The organism is Fusicatenibacter sp. (genome assembly GCF_050872605.1).
In the GTDB taxonomy this organism is placed as follows: Bacteria; Bacillota; Clostridia; order Lachnospirales; family Lachnospiraceae; genus Fusicatenibacter.
On sequence record NZ_JBNMHD010000041.1, the window covers coordinates 1 to 20,241 of the forward strand.

At 48.4% G+C, this 20,241-nt stretch carries 15 protein-coding genes; 10 read left to right on the top strand and 5 right to left on the bottom strand.

Features of this window, described 5'->3' with window-relative positions; all coding sequences use genetic code 11:
- Positions 1–489: 489 nt before the first annotated feature.
- Complete coding sequence (locus tag ACY2VT_RS11605; protein WP_461880000.1) at positions 490–936, bottom strand: hypothetical protein; 447 nt, start codon at positions 934–936, stop codon at positions 490–492.
- 56 nt (positions 937–992) lie between these two features.
- Here ACY2VT_RS11605 and ACY2VT_RS11610 point away from each other — a divergent pair, with 56 nt between their 5' ends.
- Both ACY2VT_RS11610 and ACY2VT_RS11615 read left to right on the top strand, forming a co-directional pair.
- Positions 993–1,595 (top strand): hypothetical protein, encoded by a 603-nt coding sequence (locus ACY2VT_RS11610; protein ID WP_461880001.1) that lies wholly within the window; start codon positions 993–995, stop codon positions 1,593–1,595.
- 418 nt (positions 1,596–2,013) lie between these two features.
- Positions 2,014–3,381, top strand: a complete 1,368-nt coding sequence (locus ACY2VT_RS11615; RefSeq protein WP_461880002.1) for an MATE family efflux transporter — start codon at positions 2,014–2,016, stop codon at positions 3,379–3,381.
- Positions 3,382–3,567: 186 nt separating this feature from the next.
- Here the strand turns inward: ACY2VT_RS11615 and ACY2VT_RS11620 are convergent, their stop codons facing one another.
- Entirely contained in the window at positions 3,568–4,077 is a 510-nt protein-coding gene (locus tag ACY2VT_RS11620; RefSeq protein ID WP_461880003.1) for a hypothetical protein, read from the bottom strand.
- 323 nt (positions 4,078–4,400) lie between these two features.
- Here ACY2VT_RS11620 and ACY2VT_RS11625 point away from each other — a divergent pair, with 323 nt between their 5' ends.
- Positions 4,401–5,009 carry a nucleoside recognition protein gene (locus ACY2VT_RS11625; protein WP_238033021.1) on the top strand — a complete coding sequence of 203 codons (609 nt, stop codon included), beginning with the start codon at positions 4,401–4,403 and terminating at the stop codon, positions 5,007–5,009.
- A gap of 9 nt (positions 5,010–5,018) precedes the next feature.
- Here ACY2VT_RS11625 and ACY2VT_RS11630 read toward each other — a convergent pair whose 3' ends face one another.
- The gene (locus tag ACY2VT_RS11630; protein ID WP_461880004.1) at positions 5,019–6,251 is read right to left on the bottom strand and encodes an aminopeptidase; all 1,233 of its coding nucleotides are present in this window, start codon (positions 6,249–6,251) and stop codon (positions 5,019–5,021) included.
- 17 nt (positions 6,252–6,268) lie between these two features.
- Complete coding sequence (locus tag ACY2VT_RS11635) at positions 6,269–6,985, bottom strand: histidine phosphatase family protein (protein ID WP_461880005.1); 717 nt, start codon at positions 6,983–6,985, stop codon at positions 6,269–6,271.
- A gap of 342 nt (positions 6,986–7,327) precedes the next feature.
- Here ACY2VT_RS11635 and ACY2VT_RS11640 point away from each other — a divergent pair, with 342 nt between their 5' ends.
- The 6 genes from ACY2VT_RS11640 to ACY2VT_RS11665 all read left to right on the top strand — a co-directional run bounded on the left by ACY2VT_RS11640 (position 7,328) and on the right by ACY2VT_RS11665 (position 17,054).
- Positions 7,328–7,591 carry a nitrilase-related carbon-nitrogen hydrolase gene (locus ACY2VT_RS11640; RefSeq protein ID WP_461880006.1) on the top strand — a complete coding sequence of 88 codons (264 nt, stop codon included), beginning with the start codon at positions 7,328–7,330 and terminating at the stop codon, positions 7,589–7,591.
- Positions 7,592–7,708: 117 nt separating this feature from the next.
- Positions 7,709–8,413, top strand: a complete 705-nt coding sequence (locus ACY2VT_RS11645; RefSeq protein ID WP_118595223.1) for an ABC transporter ATP-binding protein — start codon at positions 7,709–7,711, stop codon at positions 8,411–8,413.
- A gap of 7 nt (positions 8,414–8,420) precedes the next feature.
- The gene (locus tag ACY2VT_RS11650; protein WP_461880007.1) at positions 8,421–12,686 is read left to right on the top strand and encodes an ABC transporter permease; all 4,266 of its coding nucleotides are present in this window, start codon (positions 8,421–8,423) and stop codon (positions 12,684–12,686) included.
- A 183-nt stretch (positions 12,687–12,869) separates the two neighbouring features.
- On the top strand, positions 12,870–13,994 hold the full coding sequence (locus ACY2VT_RS11655) for a Gfo/Idh/MocA family protein (RefSeq protein WP_461880008.1): 1,125 nt from the start codon (positions 12,870–12,872) through the stop codon (positions 13,992–13,994).
- A gap of 241 nt (positions 13,995–14,235) precedes the next feature.
- Positions 14,236–16,353, top strand: coding sequence for a glycoside hydrolase family 3 N-terminal domain-containing protein (locus ACY2VT_RS11660; protein ID WP_461880009.1), 2,118 nt, complete (start codon positions 14,236–14,238; stop codon positions 16,351–16,353).
- 539 nt (positions 16,354–16,892) lie between these two features.
- Positions 16,893–17,054 (top strand): hypothetical protein, encoded by a 162-nt coding sequence (locus tag ACY2VT_RS11665; protein ID WP_461880010.1) that lies wholly within the window; start codon positions 16,893–16,895, stop codon positions 17,052–17,054.
- Position 17,055: 1 nt separating this feature from the next.
- Here ACY2VT_RS11665 and ACY2VT_RS11670 read toward each other — a convergent pair whose 3' ends face one another.
- Entirely contained in the window at positions 17,056–17,928 is an 873-nt protein-coding gene (locus tag ACY2VT_RS11670) for a helix-turn-helix domain-containing protein (RefSeq protein ID WP_461880011.1), read from the bottom strand.
- A gap of 253 nt (positions 17,929–18,181) precedes the next feature.
- Between ACY2VT_RS11670 and ACY2VT_RS11675 the strand changes: the two genes are divergently transcribed.
- Positions 18,182–20,206: a right-handed parallel beta-helix repeat-containing protein gene (locus ACY2VT_RS11675; RefSeq protein WP_461880012.1), complete on the top strand. Its 2,025-nt coding sequence runs from the start codon at positions 18,182–18,184 to the stop codon at positions 20,204–20,206.
- The last annotated feature ends 35 nt before the right edge of the window (positions 20,207–20,241 follow it).

Genomic DNA, 20,241 nt, shown 5'->3' on the forward strand with positions numbered 1-20,241 from the left:
AAGCTGTACCGTAGGGCATACGGGAACAGGATAAACATAGCTTGTGGACACTGTGTAAGACATTGCAGTACCGTAAAGTATTCGTCAATGCAGTAGTGGTAGAAACAAGAATCCCCCTGCTTTAGCTGTGGGGAGTGTCAACTGCCTGGTAATTCCTCTCTTCTGATATAATGGTAACAATGCATATATAACTTCTCGGAATCTCAATAAATGAAATTCCAACTGAAATTTGACAACTGAATATCGTGCAGGAAAAGAAATTTCCGAGAAATGGACATAAACATTGGACATAGTGGGTACTATGCCTTGAAAAATCTTATGGAATCGCTTAAAATATCACCATTAGGCGGCGAATCCTAATAATGATTTTTGGAATGCCTCGACAGATGGCATTTCCCAGGCATCAAGATGTTGTAGCATCATGATGCCATAGAGGCGGCAGTACCACATCTTTGTAGAGCGGTGCCTGCCGTTTTCTAGTTTATAGTCCTATTTCTCACGCTTATTGGAGCGTTCCACGGAAGTCCTTCCATCGTATTCCTTTTTCCATGCTTTGGAATCTCTTGGCGGTATGTTAAACAGCCTTGGATTATCCTCGGTAAAGATGTGTACGGTCCTGCCGTATTTTGCTGGCGAACAGGGATGTTCACAGAAACAGCCACGTTTCCGGTTAGCTTTTGGACACCGGTATTTCGCCCGGTGTTTGGCAGACTCATATCCATCTTTATGCATACGTAAGCCCAGCTTGCAGACAGGGACGCCATCATCGTCAATTGTGAAATCATTCTTATAAGTGAAGTGTCCCGTGTGACCAGGGTTCAGATCAATGAAAGGCGTGATCTTTTCCCGGCGGCAGTATTCGTAGACGGCATAAGCATCATGGGCGGAATCCAGAAGGAGTTTCTCGATCCGGAATTCCGGAAGATATGCTTTCATCGTAAAAAAGGAATGCAGGAACGAAAGCATGTCATGCCGGGAAGCCCGTTCCAAAAGTGGAAAACGGGAAGGTCGCTGTAGGAATCGGATGCCACATACATGTAGAGATGGTAGCCGAAGAAATAGCATTCCCTGTGGGAGTCCCACCCCCAGCTGCAGTCCGGCTGGGAATAATGGCGTTTGCAGCGGCAGGAAGAATATCCGCTCTCCTTACAACTGCAGATCCGTTTTTTTCGTTGTTGTGCGGCGGTGCGGACAGGAGTACCGTCACCGGCAAGGGCCAGATGTGCCGGATCAATCAGTCCCATGTGGATGGATTGATCAAGAAACTGCTGTTTGTAGAGACGGAAAGTAAGAAAAAATGGGTTATCCGGTTTCAGGTGCCAGCGTTCCAGCAGAGGAAGAAGCCTGGAAGCTATACTGGAAGAATCACAGGGAGTCTTATCACCTTTCTTTTTCCCTTTCGGCGGTTTTATTTTAGGAAAACGTTCTTTGGGAGAAAGGCTGCTGTTGTCAGCCAGCCAGATACGGGAAAAGAAATCATAAAAAGTCCCGACACCGGGGGTATCGCCGAAAGAGAAGCCGCTAAGTATGGCATAAAGAGGAGTTTCCCTGAGCATGCGGCACCAGACGGTAATGGAATTGACTTTCAGCTTTAAAGCAAGCAGGTAAGATCGCAGCATACAGGAAGGGAGCCTTGGTTCAGGGCCAAAGACGGAATAGCATTCCTGCATAATGGAATCTGTCAGGGAAAGATCAAGATACCAGAACTGTACGATATAGTCCCAGGTGCTTTTCGGAAGCACAAAGGGATCAGGATAAAACTTAAGGAAATCGGATACGAAAGTATCCTGATAGGCGGCATGGCCGCCAGAATTACAGGGTAATAAAAAAATCGCCTCCAGTCGATTGAAATAAAATATAATCAATCGGCTTCGCCGCAAATTTTGAGCGATTTGTCAAGCATTTTTTGCAAAAAAGGTGGGTGATTTTTGTGGATAGGGGTCTGAAAGCCTTATAGAATCAAGGCTGAAGATTCCGAGAAGTTATCATATATTAGAGGGAGGAATTTTCTTTATGTCACAGACACAAACCCGGCGGAGTTCCCAGGTCGATCTGCTTCATGGCCCGATCCTGAAATCTCTGCTGCTTTTTGCCCTGCCGATCATGGCATCCCGCGTGTTTCAGCAGATTTACAACACGATGGATACGCTGATCGTCGGCTATACACTCGGTGACTCGTCAATTGCGGCGATGGGTGCCTGCTCGTCGATTTATGAGATGATGACTGGATTTACCTTCGGCGTCGGAAACGGTCTTGCGATCGTCACGGCGCGCTGCTTTGGACGGCAGGAGACGGAACGGATGAAAAAATCAGTTGCATCCTGTATCGTCATCGGCGTTGCTGTTACGCTGGTTGTTACGATTCTGGCAACGATCTTTATGCATCCGCTGCTGCGATTGCTGAAAACACCGGCGGAGATTCTTGAGGAGTCGTACAGCTACATTTCGATTCTTTCGATTTTCCTGTTCGTCATGTTCGCCTATAATCTGTGCTCCGGTCTGCTGCGGGCGATCGGAAACAGCTTCATGCCGCTTGTGTTCCTGATCTTTTCATCACTGGTGAACATCGTGCTCGATCTGCTGTTTATCCGTAACTTTGGCATGGGCGTCCGCGGTGCTGCGATTGCAACCGTCATTGCACAGGGCATTTCCGTGATGCTCTGCCTGATTTATATTGTCACGAAAGCGAAAATTCTGCTTCCGGAAAAACGCCACTTCGCGCCGGACCGCGGACTGTACGCAGATCTGCTGGCACAGGGATTCTCGATGGGATTTATGAGCAGTATTATCTATGTTGGATCAATCGTTCTGCAGCCGGGCATCAACAGTCTCGGATATGAAACGATTGCGGGACATACTGCCGCGAGAAAGCTGTTTTCATTTTCGATGATGCCGCTTTCTTCCATGGCACAGGCAGTCAACACTTACGTTGCACAGAACCGCGGCGCAGACAACTGGGAGCGCGTGCGGAAAGGCATCCGTTACGCTTACATTTTCTGCTTCAGCGTAACCGCGTGCCTGATTGTAATCGTCACCCCGCTTGCACCAACCATGGTACACCTGATCTCCGGTTCATCCGACCCGACCGTCCTCGGAAACGGAGCCCGCTACCTCCGCGTAGCCATCCCGTTTTTCTTCGCCCTTGGGCTTGTCAACTGCAGCCGTCTGGCACTGCAGGCACTCGGAGAGAAAATTCTGCCGCTGCTGTCGAGCTTTATTGAGCTGTTTGGAAAGATCATCTTCGCAATGGTATTCATCCCACGCTACCACTACAGCGCCGTAATCTGGTGCGAACCGATCATCTGGTGCTTCATGGCTGCGGAGCTTGTGATTTCACTGTATCGAAATCCTTATATGAGAAAAGGGAAAGCGGGAAATTGATTTTTAAATGAAAAAGTGCCGGGCAATACACGAAGAAATTTGTGTGTTGCCCAGTGCTTTGCTTTTCCAATCATAGAACTTATACGATCAATGGAGTTGCATATCGATTTGACAGTAATGGAGCGTTAATTAGCTGATAATATGGCAGGGAACTTTGCTAGAACAAAGTTCCCTGCTGTTGTTGTATTAATTGATATGTAAAATTTCAGAATTGCCAAAACTGGAACCTAAAGTAGTCGCTTCATCTAAACCAGACAGGTGAATTCGTCCATAATCAGAACAGTCAAAAGAAATATCGTAAAGCTCGTTTTTGTAAACGGCAACGGTGTCATTTGGGTTTTCAAAAGAGGCTATTTGTTCGCCGCAGAAGGTTTCATGAGTATAACTGTACTCGCCTTCGGATGGCTGTAAAAATGCAGAGCTTATTTTGAATTTAAAATGAGTATCATCATAAGGACTGATAGTAATCGTAGTGCTTTCTCCGTCACTGGCGTTTCGGTAGTCACCAGGTGCGGGCATATATTTGGCAGTAATGGTTTCTGTTTCGGAAAGGGTTGATGTTTCGGAAACAGAATTGGAAATAGAAGATGAACTTTGAGCATCAGAACTGCTATTTGCGGAACAGGCGGTAAAGATGCCTAATGCGGTAATAGCAGAGAGACAGAAAACAGAGAAATTAAGTTTTTGCTTTTTCATAAAAGAGACCTCCTTATGAGTGAAGGATAAAGTTTGGTTGACGGGGAAATAATTCTTTTGAAACGGTGAATGAAGATTTCTATATATGTATAGTAATATAGAAAGAATGGAAAAGATAGAACATAGATATTAACATTATCTTGCTTTTTCCTTACAATGTAACAGAATGCGCTCGGCGAAAAAGTTTTGTTTTTCTTTCTTAACGATTTAGAAATATATAGTCTATTTTGTTTAATGGATATGGTATAACAGGATCCTGTTCGAATCATGGAAAATATAAAGTCAGCATATTTTTATAAAGATCTTTTTAGTCAGGTGATGCAATGAACATTCTATGGAGTTCCATGCTGCTTCTTGGAATCGTATACGGTGCGCTGCAGGGGCGGATGCCGGAGGTGACGGATGGGGTGATCCGGGCTTCGCGGGAGGCGGTGGTGCTGGCAGTTTCGCTGGTCGGGGTGACGGGGTTCTGGTCGGGGCTGATGGAGATTGCGAAGAAGGCGGGAGTGATTGACGGGCTGGTAAAAAGGATGGGGCCGGTGCTGCGGTTTCTGTTTCCGAAAGTGCCGGAAGACCATCCTGTGATGCGGGCGGCGGGGATGAATATGATCTGCAATGTGTTCGGGCTCGGCGCGGCTGCGACGCCGCCGGGGCTGGAGACGATGGAACGGTTTGAAGAATTGGAAGAGGAGCGGCGGAAAATGAAAAACCCGGCCGCGGTTCCAGAAGGAACCGCGAACCGGGAAATGTGTACGTTTTTGATTTTAAATATTTCTTCTCTGCAGCTCATCCCCGTCAATATCATCGCATACCGCAGTCAATACGGCAGCGTGCACCCGACGGCAATTGTCGGACCGGCGCTTGCTGCGACGGCGGCGAGCACGATTGCGGCGGTGGTGTTCTGCAAAGTGATGGAAAAGATGGGGCGATGATTACTCAGATTACTCAGCCCAGGTTCCGTTTACGAAGACATCCGTCTCGCTTCCATCCTCGTGGATACCTACGATGTGCAGGTCATCCGATCCAACCATAAAGTCAACGTGGATCAGGGAATCGTTGACACCTTTTGCGAGGATTTCTTCATCACTCATATCCATAAATCCGTCCAGTACCTCCGAGAATCCGGCACCGGCGGCAACGTGGCAGCATGCGTTCTCATCGAACAGCGTGTTAAAGAACATCAGTCCGGACTGGTTGATCGGGGATTCCTTCGGAACGAGTGCAACCTCGCCGAGCATCGAAGCGCCGTCATCCATGGCGAACATCTTTTTCAGAACTTCCTCGCCCTGCTCTGCGTGGCAGTCAACGACTCTTCCGTCCTTGAAATCAACGGTAAAGTTGTTGATGACCTGTCCCGACCAGCTGAGCGGTTTGGTGGAAACGAGGCGGCCTTCGCACTTTCCTCTCATCGGGCTGGTGAAGACTTCCTCGGTCGGCATATTCGGAACGTAGAAGGTATTGTTCATATGGTTGACATCACCAGCGCCGCTCCATTTTGCGCCCGGGATCAGTTCAACGGTAAAATCAGTGCCGTTTTTGCTGGTGTAGTGCAGTTTATGGAACGCCTGCTCATTCAGCCAGTTGGCTTTCTGGGTCATGCGGTCACAGTGTGCCTGCCAGATTTTTTCTACATCTTCGCCTTCTTTTAAGTACAGGCAGTCAAAAATGGCGTTCCAAAGTTTTTCAACCGCAGTATCCTCAGGCTCGCCCGGGAATACCTTTGCTGCCCATGCCGGTGATGGAGCGGCAACGATCAGCCACTGATGTTTTCCATCAATCTGGTCGCGGTATTTTTTCGTTACTTTTGTGCGCATCTGGCGGACGGTGGAGAGCAAGTCAGCGGAGATGCCGGCAAGCTCGTCCGGATCGGAGGAGTCGATGAAAATGCGGACCGGCAGATCCACGGTCATCTGTTTGAGGCGCTCTTCCTCCCAGGTCTGAACGGTGCCGAGTGTTTCTGCGGATGCATACTGATAATTCAGTTTGTTGATCGGGCCGCACTCCCAGATTACTTCAACATAGCTGGCACCGGCCTTGTAGCACTCTTCAGTGACCATGGTAGCAAGCTGAACCTGGTCAACACCGGCCTGCAGGCGGACGCGCTGTCCTTTCTGTACATTTGCGCCGATTTTTACGATCAGCTCTGCGTATTCTCTTAATTTTGCTTCATTCATGATAAAAATCTCCCTTTTTAAAATTGGAATGGATCGTTAAACGCTCCATAATACGAAACCGGTTCGCCCGCCGAAAGCAGGTGATGGACATCGCCGACGGTCTGGCAGCGGAAGTACACTTCGCCTGGTTTGCGCTCTTCCGTTCCGATGATCGTGACGGAAGTCGGCGCCAGGAACAGGCCCTGCCAGAGCTGCACCGGCGTTGTGTTGAGCAGATGGGACAGCGCGACGCAGGTAACGCCGAGATGGCAGAAGCAGACGATGACAGCTTCGCGGTTCGTTTCATCTGAAGCGTGGTAGCGGTAGCCGTCGCGTACATAACCGTAGCGCGCAAGCAGCGTATCGAGTCCGTCGGTCACAAAATGATAATTCTCGTCCATGTTTCCAGTCTGCATGATCGGATTTTTCGTCCAGCGGTTATTGTCATAGAGATCCCGGTTTGCATCGAGTACATCCGGCAGAAAATCCCACGGAATCCGGCGCTTTCCAGTTTCCGGATCAATAACAGGGGCATCAAACTCCCGCAGCCACGGAAGAATTTCAGCCTCGCGGCCCGCATTTTTCAGTGTGAAAGAAGCCGTATCCTTCGCACGTCCGAGCGGCGAGCAGTAAAAATCGGTGACGTTCCATTTCGCCGTCCGTTTCGAAAGCAGCTCAGCCTCACGCCAGCCTTTTTCAGTCAGCGAATCAATCTCATAATTCGGTTCACCATGGCGGATAAAAATAATTTTCATAAGAATTCCTTTCTTCGTATGCCACAAATCGTTTGGTTTATGCATCGAAAAGTCAATTTCAGTTCCGAAAAATCTGCGCCAGAGCACAGAACATTCAGAATTGATGTCACTTAGGTTAGTGTATCATAAATTGTCAAATTTGTGTGAGTTTCTGTGGAAAAAGATGCGGCAAATTGGAAGTGGGACTTGGCAGGATGGAATTAATGAAAAACAATTAAAATGATGGTTTTTAAGACGAAAAAACAATCAAAATAATGGTTTTCGTTTACAGATACAGATTTTTATGATTCAATATTTTCGAAAATGCAGAGATAAGATGAGATAAAACAGGAGAAAAAAAATATGCGTATTGCGTTGGCACAGATGAGAAATTCAGGGAATATGCGGGAGAATCTGAAGAAAAGTATAGAGCTAATCAGGGAAGCGGCGGATCATCATGCGGATCTGATTTTGTTTCCGGAGGTTCAGCTGACGGAATTTTTTCCGCAGTATGAGAAGAGAGACGTAGTGAAATATCGTCTCAAAATTGATTCGGAAGAAGTACGGAAACTTCAGGCTGTGAGCAGGCCGTATACGAATCTTAGAAGGAAAGAATTCTATCAATAGTGCTATTTATAAAAAAACAGTAAATTCGCCTACTTAGGACTAGCCGCCGCGGCTATAGATTGATACAATAAAAGAAATAGGAAATATCGATTTTTTACATAGGAGGAACACGGCGGCATGGCGGGATATGTGAGTCTTCAGGATGTAACCAAGACCTATCAAATGGGTGAGATTACGATCAAGGCTGCGGATGGGATCAGCTTTGATGTGGAAAAGGGTGAGTTTGTGATTGTTGTCGGACCGAGCGGTGCGGGTAAGACAACGGTGCTGAATATCCTCGGCGGAATGGACACGGCGACTTCGGGAAAAGTGCTGGTAGACGGCGCGGAGATCAGTAAGTACCGCGGCAAGAAGCTGATCCAGTACCGGCGGGAGGATATTGGGTTTGTTTTTCAGTTTTATAATCTGATGCAGAACCTGACGGCGCTCGAGAACGTGGAGCTTGCGATGCAGATTTGTAAGCATCCGCTGGATGCGTCGGAGGTGCTTGCGGAGGTTGGGCTGGAAGAGAGAATGAATAACTTCCCGGCGCAGCTTTCGGGCGGCGAGCAGCAGCGTGTGGCGATTGCGCGTGCGCTGGCGAAAAATCCGAAACTGCTTCTCTGCGATGAGCCGACCGGTGCGCTCGATTATGTGACGGGTAAAGCGATCTTAAAGCTGCTGCAGGATACCTGCCGGGAGAAGGGGATGACGGTCATTGTCATCACTCACAACTCGGCGCTGACACCGATGGCGGACCGCGTGATTAAAATCCGAAACGGAAAAGTGGCGGGCATGAAAACGAATGAGAACCCGACGCCGGTGGAAGAGATAGAATGGTAGGTGGACGATGAGAGCATTTCGAAAAGACTTTATCCGGGAAATCACAAAGAACAAGGGGCGGTTCCTGTCAGTCTTTTTCATCGTGCTTCTTGGCGCGGCGTTTTTCTCGGGCATCCGGTCGGCGGAAGGAGATATGAAGGTTTCGGCGGACCGGTATTATGATGAAGTAAATTATATGGATTTGAAAGTCCTTGGAACGCAGGGGCTGACGGACGATGATCTGGCGGATATCGCGAAGACGGATGGCGTGAAAGCGGTTTACGGCGGAAAGACGGTGGAAGTGCTGCATGACATCGGCGAGAGCGAGCAGGTTGTGAAACTGATTGCGCTGACGGACGGTGTGAATGAGCCGCGCGTGGTCGAGGGACGGATGCCGGAGAAAGAGGATGAAATTCTTGTTGATACGCAGTTTCTGAAAAGTTCCGGCTGTGAGATCGGAGATCAGGTGACGTTCACTTCGGGAACTGAGGATCCGCTTTCGGATTTGCTGACCGGTGACACGTTTACGATTGTTGGTTCGGCGACGCTCCCTTACTATATGGATCTGAACCGCGGAACGGGCTCGATTGGAAACGGAAGCATCAACAGTTTTGCATTGCTGCTTCCGGAGACATTTACCTCGGATCTCTATACAGAGATTTACGTCCAGGCGGACGGCGCACAGGAAGAGGCGAGCTACAGCGATGCGTATGATGAGACGGTGAAGGCCGTACAGACGAAGATTGAAGCGCTCGAGGATGCGGCGTGCGACCGGCGGTATACGGCAGTCAAAACCGAAGGACAGGAAAAGATCGACGATGCAAAACAGCAGGTCGCTGATGCAGAGCAGAAATTAGCGGACGCAAAAACAGAACTGGATGACGGCACACAGCAGCTTGCCGACGCGAAAGTGACGATTGCGGACAAAGAGCAGGAACTTCTCGACGGCGAACAGACGTTAAAGGACAAAGAACAGGAGCTCCTTGACGGAAAGCAGACGATTGCTGAGAAAGAACAGGAACTCCTTGACGGAAAACAGACCATTGCAGACAAAGAGCAGGAACTTCTCAGTGCGAAAGCAACCATCGCCGATAAAGAGCAGGAACTGGCATCCGGTAAGGCAACGCTGAAAGACAAAGAGGCGGAACTTGCGAGCGGAAAAGCGACGCTGGAAGCAAAGGCGGCAGAGCTGGAAAGCGGAAAAGCGGAGCTGAATCAGAAAGCCGATGAACTTGCAAGTGGAAAAGCCACACTTGAGGCAAAAGCGAAAGAACTTTCCGACGGAAAAGCACAGCTTACAGAGAAGGAAACAGAACTGGCATCCGGTAAAAAAGAGTTAGCGGAAAAAATGGCGCAGCTTTCAGCTGCAAAGGCTGAACTGACTCAGAAGCAGACAGAGTTGAATATTGCAAAAGAGCAGCTTTCCGAAAAAGAAACGGAATTGAATACTGCAAAGGAGCAGCTTTCCGCCGCGCGCGAGGAACTGGACAACAAGAAAGCAGAAACTGCTGCAGGACGTGCACAGTATGAAGCGCAGAAGGCAGCGTACGAAGAGCAGAAAAGCCAGTACGAAACAGCAAAGGATCAGTTAGCCCAGCTTGGCGGCCAGCTTTCAGACGTGGAAGCTGCGCAGACAGAAGTGGCAGGGCAGATCGAGGCGATTAAGGCTCAGCTTGACGGACTGACAGAGGAAGATGAAGCGTATGTATCCCTGTTGGAACAGAAAACTGCGCTGGAAGCAAAGCAGACAGAGTTAGCACAGCAGATTTCCATGATGCAGGAGCAGAAAACATTTCTGGAACAAAACATCGCAGCGTTTGAAGCAGCAAGCACTGATGCGGAAGCCCGGCTTGCGGCTGCAGAAGCTCAGATTACCGACGCAGAAAGTCAGCTTGCGGCTGCAGATGCACAATTAACAGAAAAAGAGCAGGAATGCGCCGCAGGCGAGGCACAGATTGCTTCTGCAAAAGAAGAACTGGAAAGCGGCGAAGCTCAGATTACAGAGGCTCTTGCCCAGCTTCAGGATGGAGAAGCACAGGCAGAAGCTTATCAGAAACAGATTGAGGATGGCGAAGCCCGGCTTGCATCCGCCAAAGCAGCGATTGCTGACGGAGAAGCTCAGATTGAGACGAACCGCAGTAAATTAAAAGACGGAGAAACTCAGCTTGCGGCTGCCAGAGCCCAGCTTGCTGATGGGGAACAGCAGATTGCATCGTACCGACAGACGATTCAGTCGGGTGAGGCCCAGCTTGCCGCTGCAAAGCAGACCATTGCCAATGGAGAAAGTCAGCTCGCCGAAGCGAAACAGTCGATCGCCGACGGCGAAACCCAGTTAGCAGAAGCAAAGCAGACGATCGCCGATGGTGAAAGTCAGCTCGCCGAAGCGAAGCAGACGATTGCCGACGGAGAAACCCAGCTTGCCGGCGCGAAACAGGAAATCGCCGACGGAAAAATCTCCCTTACGGATGCGAAACAGGAAATTGCTGATAAAGAAAAAGAACTTGAGGACGGCAAAGCCGAATATGAAAAAGCAAAAGCCGACGCCAAGCCGGAGATCGCGGATGCGAAGCAGGAGATTACCGACGGCGAAAAAACACTCGCCGACCTGAAAAAACCAACGTGGTATGTCTGGGGACGGGATAAGGTAACGTCAACCGAAAGCTTTGGCCAGGACGCCGGCCGTATCTCGAATATCGGAAAATTCTTCCCTGTCATTTTCTTCCTCGTGGCCGCGCTCGTCAGCCTCACGACGATGACGCGAATGATCGAGGAACAGCGTCAGCAGATCGGAACGTTAAAAGCCCTCGGCTATTCCGACGGCGTCATCGCCTTCAAATATTTCGCATACGCGATGCTCTCCACCGTATCCGGCGCTCTCGCGGGCGTGGTGGTTGGAGAAAAAATTCTGCCCTGGGTTATCATGAATGCCTACGGCATGCTGTATACCGGACTCCCGTATTACATGACCCCGCTGAACTGGGAGCAGGGAGGCCTTGCGATTCTGGCGAGTGCAGCCTGCACCGGCGTGGCGACGATCGCGGCATGCTACAAAGAACTCGCCGCAGGTCCGGCAGAGCTGATGCGGCCGGAAGCGCCGAAAAACGGCAAACGGATTTTCCTGGAACGCATCGGTGTACTCTGGAAACATCTGAACTTTACGCAGAAATCAACCGTGCGGAATCTGGTGCGGTATAAAAAACGATTCTTCATGACCGTTATCGGAATCGGCGGATGCATGGGTCTGATCCTCGTCGGTTTCGGCCTTCAGGATTCCATCACCGCGATTGCGAAAAACCAGTTCGTCAGCCTCTTTACCTATCAGGCGAATGCTGTTCTGAACGCAGATGTGGATGAAACGGAAAAAGAAGCATTGCAGACTGATCTGGAAAACTACAGCGGCATCGATGAACTGCTGGAAATGTACTGCCAGAACATCGAACTGCAGACCGACAAAAAGACCGTGGATGCAGTGCTTGAAGTGCCGAAAGAACTGACGAATTTCAATGACTTCTATGCCTTCCGTGACCGGAAAAGCGGAGAAGTTTACGAATTCCCGACCGACGGCGGCGCAGCCATCAGCGAAAAGACAGCAACGATGCTCGGCGTAAAAGCAGGCGACACGGTTCAGCTGAAAAAAGGCGACGATATTGTGGACGTAAAGATTTCGATCATCGTCGAAAACTACGTGCGCCATTACCTGTATCTGGCCCCGGATCTCTACGAGGAGCTGTTCGGCGGAGCGCCGGATTACAACCAGCTTCTGATGAAATATCAGGACACGTCGAGCAATTATGAGACAGCACTCGGAGAAAGAATCATGATGTACGACGGTGTAGCGGCAATCTCGTTCACATCCGACCTGATTGATCAGATTGACAACATGCTTCGTTCCCTCGACATCGTCATCGTGGTGCTGATCGTATCGGCGGGCCTGCTGGCGTTTGTGGTGCTGTACAACCTGAACAACATCAACATCACCGAACGGCAGAGAGAGCTGGCAACGCTGAAAGTGCTCGGCTTCTTCGACGGCGAGGTGGCATCGTACGTGTACCGGGAAAACATGGTGCTGACACTGTTCGGCATTATCGCGGGCATGGGAATTGGAACGTTTTTACATCATTACGTAATTCAGACCGTCGAGGTCGATCTGATGATGTTCGGACGAAACGTGTTTCCGCGGAGCTACGGCTGGAGCGCCCTGATTACCCTGGCGTTTGCCCTGTTCGTCAACTTTATGATGTTCTACCGGTTAAGAAAAATTGATATGATTGAATCGCTGAAAAGCGTGGAGTAAACAACAGAAAAAGGCCGTCCGCGGTGATGCAGAGAATCTGCAGAAACCGTGGGCGGTTTTTTCATTTTGAAAGTGAAATATGAGCCGGAATGCTTGTTTTTTCAGACATTTCGTTGTATAAAAAAGATAAGGGTTTTTATCAGAACAGAATCGAAAAACAAAGAGTAAAGGGGATTTTTGCAAATGGGAACAACAGAAACGAAAAAAATGAGAGTCGGCGTTGTCGGCTGCGGAGCGATCAGTGATATTTATCTGACGAACATGATTCATAACTTTGAGAATCTTGAGGTAGCAGCATGCTGCGCAGGCCATCTTGAACATGCGAAAAAGAAAGCAGAGCAGTATGGCATCAAGGGTTGTACCTACGAGGAAATTCTGGCAGACCCGTCGATTGAAATGGTAGTCATTCTGACACCGGCACCGACCCACGAGGGGCTGATCCGTCAGGCACTGGAAGCCGGAAAACACGTTTACACCGAAAAAACAATGACCCTTGCACCGGAGACGGCAGCGAAACTGATCGAGCTGGCAGAGGAAAAACATCTCTATCTCGGTTCCGCACCGGACACCTTCCTTGGATCGGCACTGCAGACCGCGAGAAAAGCGATTGACGATGGGCTGATCGGCGAGGTGACATCTTTCGAAGCATGCGCAAACCGCGATCTTGATTTGCTGGCGAGCATCTTCCGTTTTCTGCGGATGCCGGGCGGCGGAATCTGCTATGATTTCGGTGTTTATTATCTGACGGCAATTGTGAGTCTTTTTGGCCCGGTGGATCGCGTTGTATCATCCGTGCGAAACCTTGCGGCGAAGCGTGTGAACATCATTCCGGGCAGCCCGGAATACGGACAGGAATTTGACTATACAAACGAAAGCCAGGTCTTTACCATTCTGGAAATGGAGAATGGTGTGACCGGTACATTCTGCGTCAATGGTGACAGCGTCATCAATGATCAGGCAATATTCACTATTTACGGCAAAAAAGGTATCTTAAAGCTTGTTGATCCGAACAATTTCGGCGGCGATGTTGTCTATATTCCGGGTGTAAAAGACTGGACACAGCAGGCTGTTCCGGAAGTTTTACATTATGGCTTTGATTACAGCGAAAACAGCCGTGGTCTTGGTCCGTCTGAGATGGCGGAAGCAATTGCCGAGGGCAGAACGAACCGTGCGAGTGCCAAAATGGCATATCACGTGCTCGACACGATCGATCAGATTATGAAGAGTGCGGAAACGGGTGCCTTTGAGAAGGTTCCATCCACCTGCGAGAGACCGGCGGCACTGCCGGTACCGAAAAAAGAGCAGTAGAAGCAGGAAGAAAACATCGGGCAGAGCAGAACAAAACGAGCTCTGCCCGATGCGCGGAAAGGAAAGAAATTTGAAAAAATCGAAAGGCCTCAGAAAAATTTGTGCTTTATAAATTAGTTGACTTTCAAAAAAAGCATGTATTCTTAAGGTATGAGAGAAGTCAGCAACGAATGTTGAGTGGGAGCAAGTAAAATAAGGAGTATTTATGGAAATATATAAATTACAGCAATTGCTGTCGGAAATGTCTTTACAGGAAAAAATAGGACAAATGGTGCAGCTGACCGGTGCATATTTTGATAAGGATGCGGTACTGACCGGTGTTGTCGGAGAACAATTACCGCCGGAATGGATAATCCGGTATGCGGGTTCTGTGCTGGGGGTGATTGGCAAAGAAAAAATATATGACATTCAGAGCAAATATATGGAACAACACCCACATCATATTCCTCTTATCTTTATGGCGGATGTGATCCATGGATGCCGGACAATTTTTCCGATTCCGTTGGGACAGGCCTGTTCCTTTCATCCAGAGCTGGTTTCCGAGGCTGCGTCGATAGCTGCCTTGGAAGCCTCTTCTGAAGGGCTTAAAGCAACATTTTCTCCTATGATTGATGTTTCAAGAGATCCGCGTTGGGGAAGAATGATGGAGTCTTTTGGAGAAGACCCGTATATGAACGGAATTATGGGAAAAGCAATGGTAGAGGGCTATCAGCAGAAAAGCGATCAGGGAGTAGCAGCGTGCCTGAAGCATTTTGCAGGTTACGGAGCAGTGAATGCAGGGCGGGAATACAATGATGTTGAAATATCCCAACGGACATTTCTGGAGCAGTACGTAAAGCCTTTTTGTATGGCATTAAAGGCAAGGCCTGCTATGGTTATGACTGCATTTCATGCAATAGATAGAAAACCGATCAGTGGAAATAAAAAACTCCTCAGGGAGCTTTTACGGGATAAAGAAGGTTTTGATGGAACTGTTATTTCAGACTGGGGATCGATCGGGCAGCTGGTGGAACAGGGAGTGGCAGCTGATATGGAAGAAGCTGCGGTTCAGGCTGCAGAAGCCGGTGTGGATATTGATATGATGAGTCCTGCTTATATGTTTTGGCTGGAAAAGCTGGTGGAAAACGGGAAGATTCCGGAATCGCTTATTGATGAGAGTGCATTCCGGGTTCTGATGATGAAAAACCAGCTGGGTCTTTTTGAAAATCCGTTTGCAGGACTTGGAAAGAGTGAAAAACTTACTCCGTATCATCGGGCAAAAGCATATGAACTGACCAGCGAAAGCTGCGTCCTTTTAAAAAATGAAAAAATATTGCCTCTGTGCCAGAAACAGAGGGTGATCTGGGCCGGACCTTATGTGACATCAAAAGAATTTTTGAGTCGCTGGTCAATTTTTGGTGAACACGAGGCAGTTGAAACCATAGAGGATATTCTTCAAAAGAAGCAGATAAAGGCGGAATGTATTCCGGGCTGCAGAATGCTTTCGGATGAAGAGTGTAAGATATGGCAGGTGGAACCGGAGCGGTTCGATGAGCCAGGGAATGAACGGTGGCTGGAAACGATAACCGGGGATGATACTGTTGTATGTGTGTTGGGGGAACATGAGTCTCAGTCGGGAGAGGCGGCCAGCAGAGCGTTTCTGACCCTGCCGGAAGAACAGCAGTTGTTTTTTGAGAGAATAGCAAAGCGCACCAGAAATATTGTAACTGTGGTAATCACAGGAAGACCGCTGGATCTGCGAAGAATATCCGAAAAATCCAGGGCTGTTATTATGGCATGGAGACCCGGAACTATGGGAGCGGAAGCAGTGGTAGACATTGTATACGGAAGAACCAATCCTTCCGGAAAACTGGCTGTAAGTATCCCATGGTGTGTGGGACAGGTGCCGGTGAGCTACTGGGATATAAAAACAGGACATATTTATGATGCCGATCATCCGGAGAACCGTTTCAGCAGCAGATATATGGACATTCCCAATACTCCGTTATATCCGTTTGGCTTTGGACTGTCTTATACAGAATTTAATATTTCGGATATTGAGGTACAGGCAGGACCGGATAAAAGAGTTCATGTACATTGTAAGGTAAGTAATATAGGTAAGGTTGCGGGGGCAGAGGTAGTGCAATGTTATTATGAAACGTTATGTTCCTCTGTAGTACGCCCGAGAAAAGAGCTTGTTCGTTTTCAGAAGGTATTCCTGGAACCGGGAGAAAAGAAAACGGTAGATTTCTCTATAGATCAGGAAGAATTTTCTTATTATGATGAAAATATGGAAATCGTCCGCAGCCAGATGAAGCTTCGCATTAGCATTGGAAACAGCAGTGATCATGAATGGGGAAATAGTGTTATATTTGTTTAGCGGGGAGGACACGGCTGGAATGTGTGGAGACCATGCTTTGCGGATTTTGTGCAGATGATTTCCGGTAAATCGTATAAAGCAGGATAAGAAAGATAGCTGGGCAGATGCTGCCCAGCTATTGTAATGTGTGATTAAGATGAGATCATTCATCGGTATAGAGCGTGCCGGAAAAGGATGTCCTATGGATCACTTTTCAGACATGCCCGCATTCAAAGATATTTTTGTCTGAACATATTCGGTATACGTGGAAAAATGAAAGAAAGCAAGAGCTTTTGATGATTTTCCGAAAAACGTATACGGGAATCATTACAGCTCTCTGATACCCAACGACGGTAACCTTCGCAGCCTTTATTTAAAGTTTGGCTTCGTAACCTGAAAATTTATCACTGTAATGCACATTCATATCGTTCCAGTCCATAAACAGTACATAAAAGACTTTTCCATATTGCAGGCTTTCCACAATTCTTCCATGATCAAGGACAGAAAGATAAGAACTATCCGCTTTGTATATGATAAACGCACCCGGAAGGTGATCTGAGATGGCAGAAGCAATTGCCGAGGGCAGACCAAACCGTGCGAGTGCCAAAATGGCATATCACGTACTCGATACGATCGATCAGATTATGAAGAGTGCGGAAACGGGTGCATTTGAGAAGGTTCCATACACCTGCGAAAGACCGGAGGCCATGCCGAATTCATAGCCTATTTCTGATAGGATTGCAGGTACATCTGACGGAAGTCGGTAGGGCTTACATTTTTTGATTTAAAAAAGACTCTGTTAAACGTAGAAATACTGTTAAAACCGGATTCGAGCGATACTTCAGTGATCGTGAGATCCGGTTTTTTTAACAGGTTTTCGGCGATATGGAGCCGTTCCCTGGTGACGAAATCCGTGAAGGAGAGGCCGGTGTATGCGCGGAACAGCTTGGAAAAATGGCAGCGGGAGAATCCGGCGACCTTTGATGCTTCTTCCAGGGAAACCGGTTCGGTGCAGTGACTCGAGATCCAGGTACATGCAGCAATCATCTGGCGGTGTACCTGTGCGGAATGGCCTGTTCTTTGCGGTGCGGCAGTTTCGGTCGGCACGGAGAGATTTTCGCCGAGCAGAATAAAAAACTGATACAGCAGAACGCAACCGCGCAGCTCGGAAAAACTGATACCAGAGAGGGAGAGCCCGCGCAGCTCTGTCAGAAATCCGCGGAGCTTTTCGATTTCCGGGAAGTTGTTCTCATTCAGAAGACGAACCTGATAAAAAAGATAAGCAACAGACTGGAAATCCACGCGTTTTTCCAGAAAATCTGCATCGAGCTGAAGCATGATCAGGCGATGTTCTCTGTTGGTTGTGGAAACAGCGTGCAGCTCGCCGGGCCAGATAAAGAGAAGATCACCGGGCTTCAGCGGAAAGGTTTCTCCGTTTACTTCATAGATAATGCCGTCATCCTGTGCAAGCACAATTTCAATATAGTGATGCCAGTGCAGACCGAAATAGGCGGGGACATGCGAAATAGAAATATCGTAAACATAACTGTTGGCAAAATGGTTATTTTCGAAAAAAGAAGTCGAATCGTTTTTCATGGCAAGAGAATCCTCCGTATCTGATAAACAGTATTATACAACAAAACAGAAAAGAAATATAGAAAAAATCGAAATATCTGGGCAATGATCGGCAATATATAAGTAGTGTTTTACCAGAATCTGTATTATGGTTAAGATATGAAAATTGTGAAGATCGGCAGAAATCGGAAAAAGAGGGATGCGGTTTTGGCAAAAATTCACAAAAAAATGATAAAAAGTTATGAAAAGTGAAAAAGTGGGAGGTAAGCAAAAAATGCAGATTTATGTAGATGGAAATGCTGTGCGAAGCGGAAACGGGCAGAAGGAATATCCATTTCAGACGATTTCCGAGGCGGCAAAAATCGCAAAGCCCGGCGACGAGGTGCTTGTAGCACCTGGCGTATACCGGGAATATGTGGATCCGGCGAATGCAGGTTGTGAGGACGCAAGAATTGTGTACCGTTCTGTGGAACCGGGAAAAGCTGTGATTACCGGTGCGGAAATTGTGGATAACTGGGAGCATTTGGAAGGTGATGTGTGGACAGCGCGCGTTTCAAACGGACTGTTTGGGGATTACAATCCATACACGACTCTGGTCAGCGGCGACTGGTTTATCGCATCCTACACGGCGCACACCGGAGAAGTGTATCTGAATGGAAAATCCATGTACGAGGTGACGAGCCTGGACAAGGTAAAAAAGCCGGAGATCTACAAAAAATCCTGGGATCAGGCATTCACGGTTTATACCTGGTATGTGGAGCAGGATGAAGAGAAGAATGAGACCGTTTTCTATGTGAATTTCCAGGGGAAAAACCCGAATGAAGAAACGGTGGAAATTAATGTACGTGAGAATTGCTTTTATCCATCGAAGGAGGGCATCGGCTACATCACACTGTCCGGCTTTGTTGTAAAACAGGCGGCAACCCAGTGGGCTCCGCCGACGGCATATCAGGAAGGAATGGTCGGCCCGCACTGGTCAAAGGGATGGATCATCGAGGATTGTGAAATTTCAGATTCGAAGTGCTCAGGCATTTCCCTTGGAAAATACAGACAGCCGAACAATGATAATAAATGGCTCAAATGGAAATTCAAAGATGGCACACAGACGGAGCGTGACTGTATCTGCCAGGCGCAGCGGGAGGGATGGACGAAGGAAAATATCGGAAGTCATATCATCCGCCGGTGCAACATCCATGACTGTGGACAGACGGGTATTGTAGGTCACTTAGGTGGTGTATTCTCGATTATTGAGGATAACCACATTCACCATATCAATAATAAACAGAACCTTGCGGGTGCGGAGATCGGCGGCATCAAGATGCATGCAGCAATCGATGTGATCATTCGAAGAAACCATTTCCATCACTGTACGAGAGGCCTCTGGCTCGACTGGCAGGCACAGGGCACACGTGTTACGCAGAACCTGTTCCATGACAATACGCTGCCGAACGAGGAAAATGCAAATCCAGAAGGTATGGACGGTATCGGCGAGGATATCTTTATTGAAATTTCCCACGGACCGACGCTGGTGGACAATAACGTACTGCTTTCGGACCGCGCGATGAAGCTGGCAACGCAGGGTGTTGCGGTAGTACATAACCTGATCGCGGGATCGTTTACTGCTGTCGGCCGCGGTGTCAACAATGGCTCCGAAAAGCTGCCGTCGCCGCGCTACACACCGTACCATGTGCCGCATCGCACGGAGATCAACGGATTTATGACGGTTCTTCACGGTGACTGCCGGTTCTACAATAATATCTTCATCCAGAAGCCGGTTCGTGCGGGAATGGAAGAAATCCGTAAACTGACCGGAGATAATGAGTGGGATGACGGAAATCTGACAGCAGGAACCGCACCGTACAGCGGATATCCGACATTGGAGGATTACGTGGCAAGATTTGAGGGCTACTGCGGAATGGGCTCCGGAAAGTCGCCGGATCTGTATTACGAGAAGCTGCCGGTATGGCTTGGCGGAAACGTTTACTTCAATGGGGCGAAGCCGGCGGAGCAGGAACAGGACGCTGTAGTGGATACCGAGCATGAAATCACCATCGGTGTAAAAGAAGAGAACGGAAAATGGAAACTGGAGACCAATGTTTACGATTATCTGCCGCAGAATGCCTGTGCAGTGATCTCAACGGAGACGCTTGGCATGGCATTTGAGCCGGAACAGAAATATGAGAATCCGGATGGAACGCCGATCGTGTTCCAATATGACTACTTCGGAAACCGTCAGGGCATTCATCCGCTGCCGGGCCCGTTTGCATCAAAAGAGGCTGCGGAAGAAGCATTATCGTAAAGAAATTCTATAGACCCGCAAAAAAATAGCGTAAA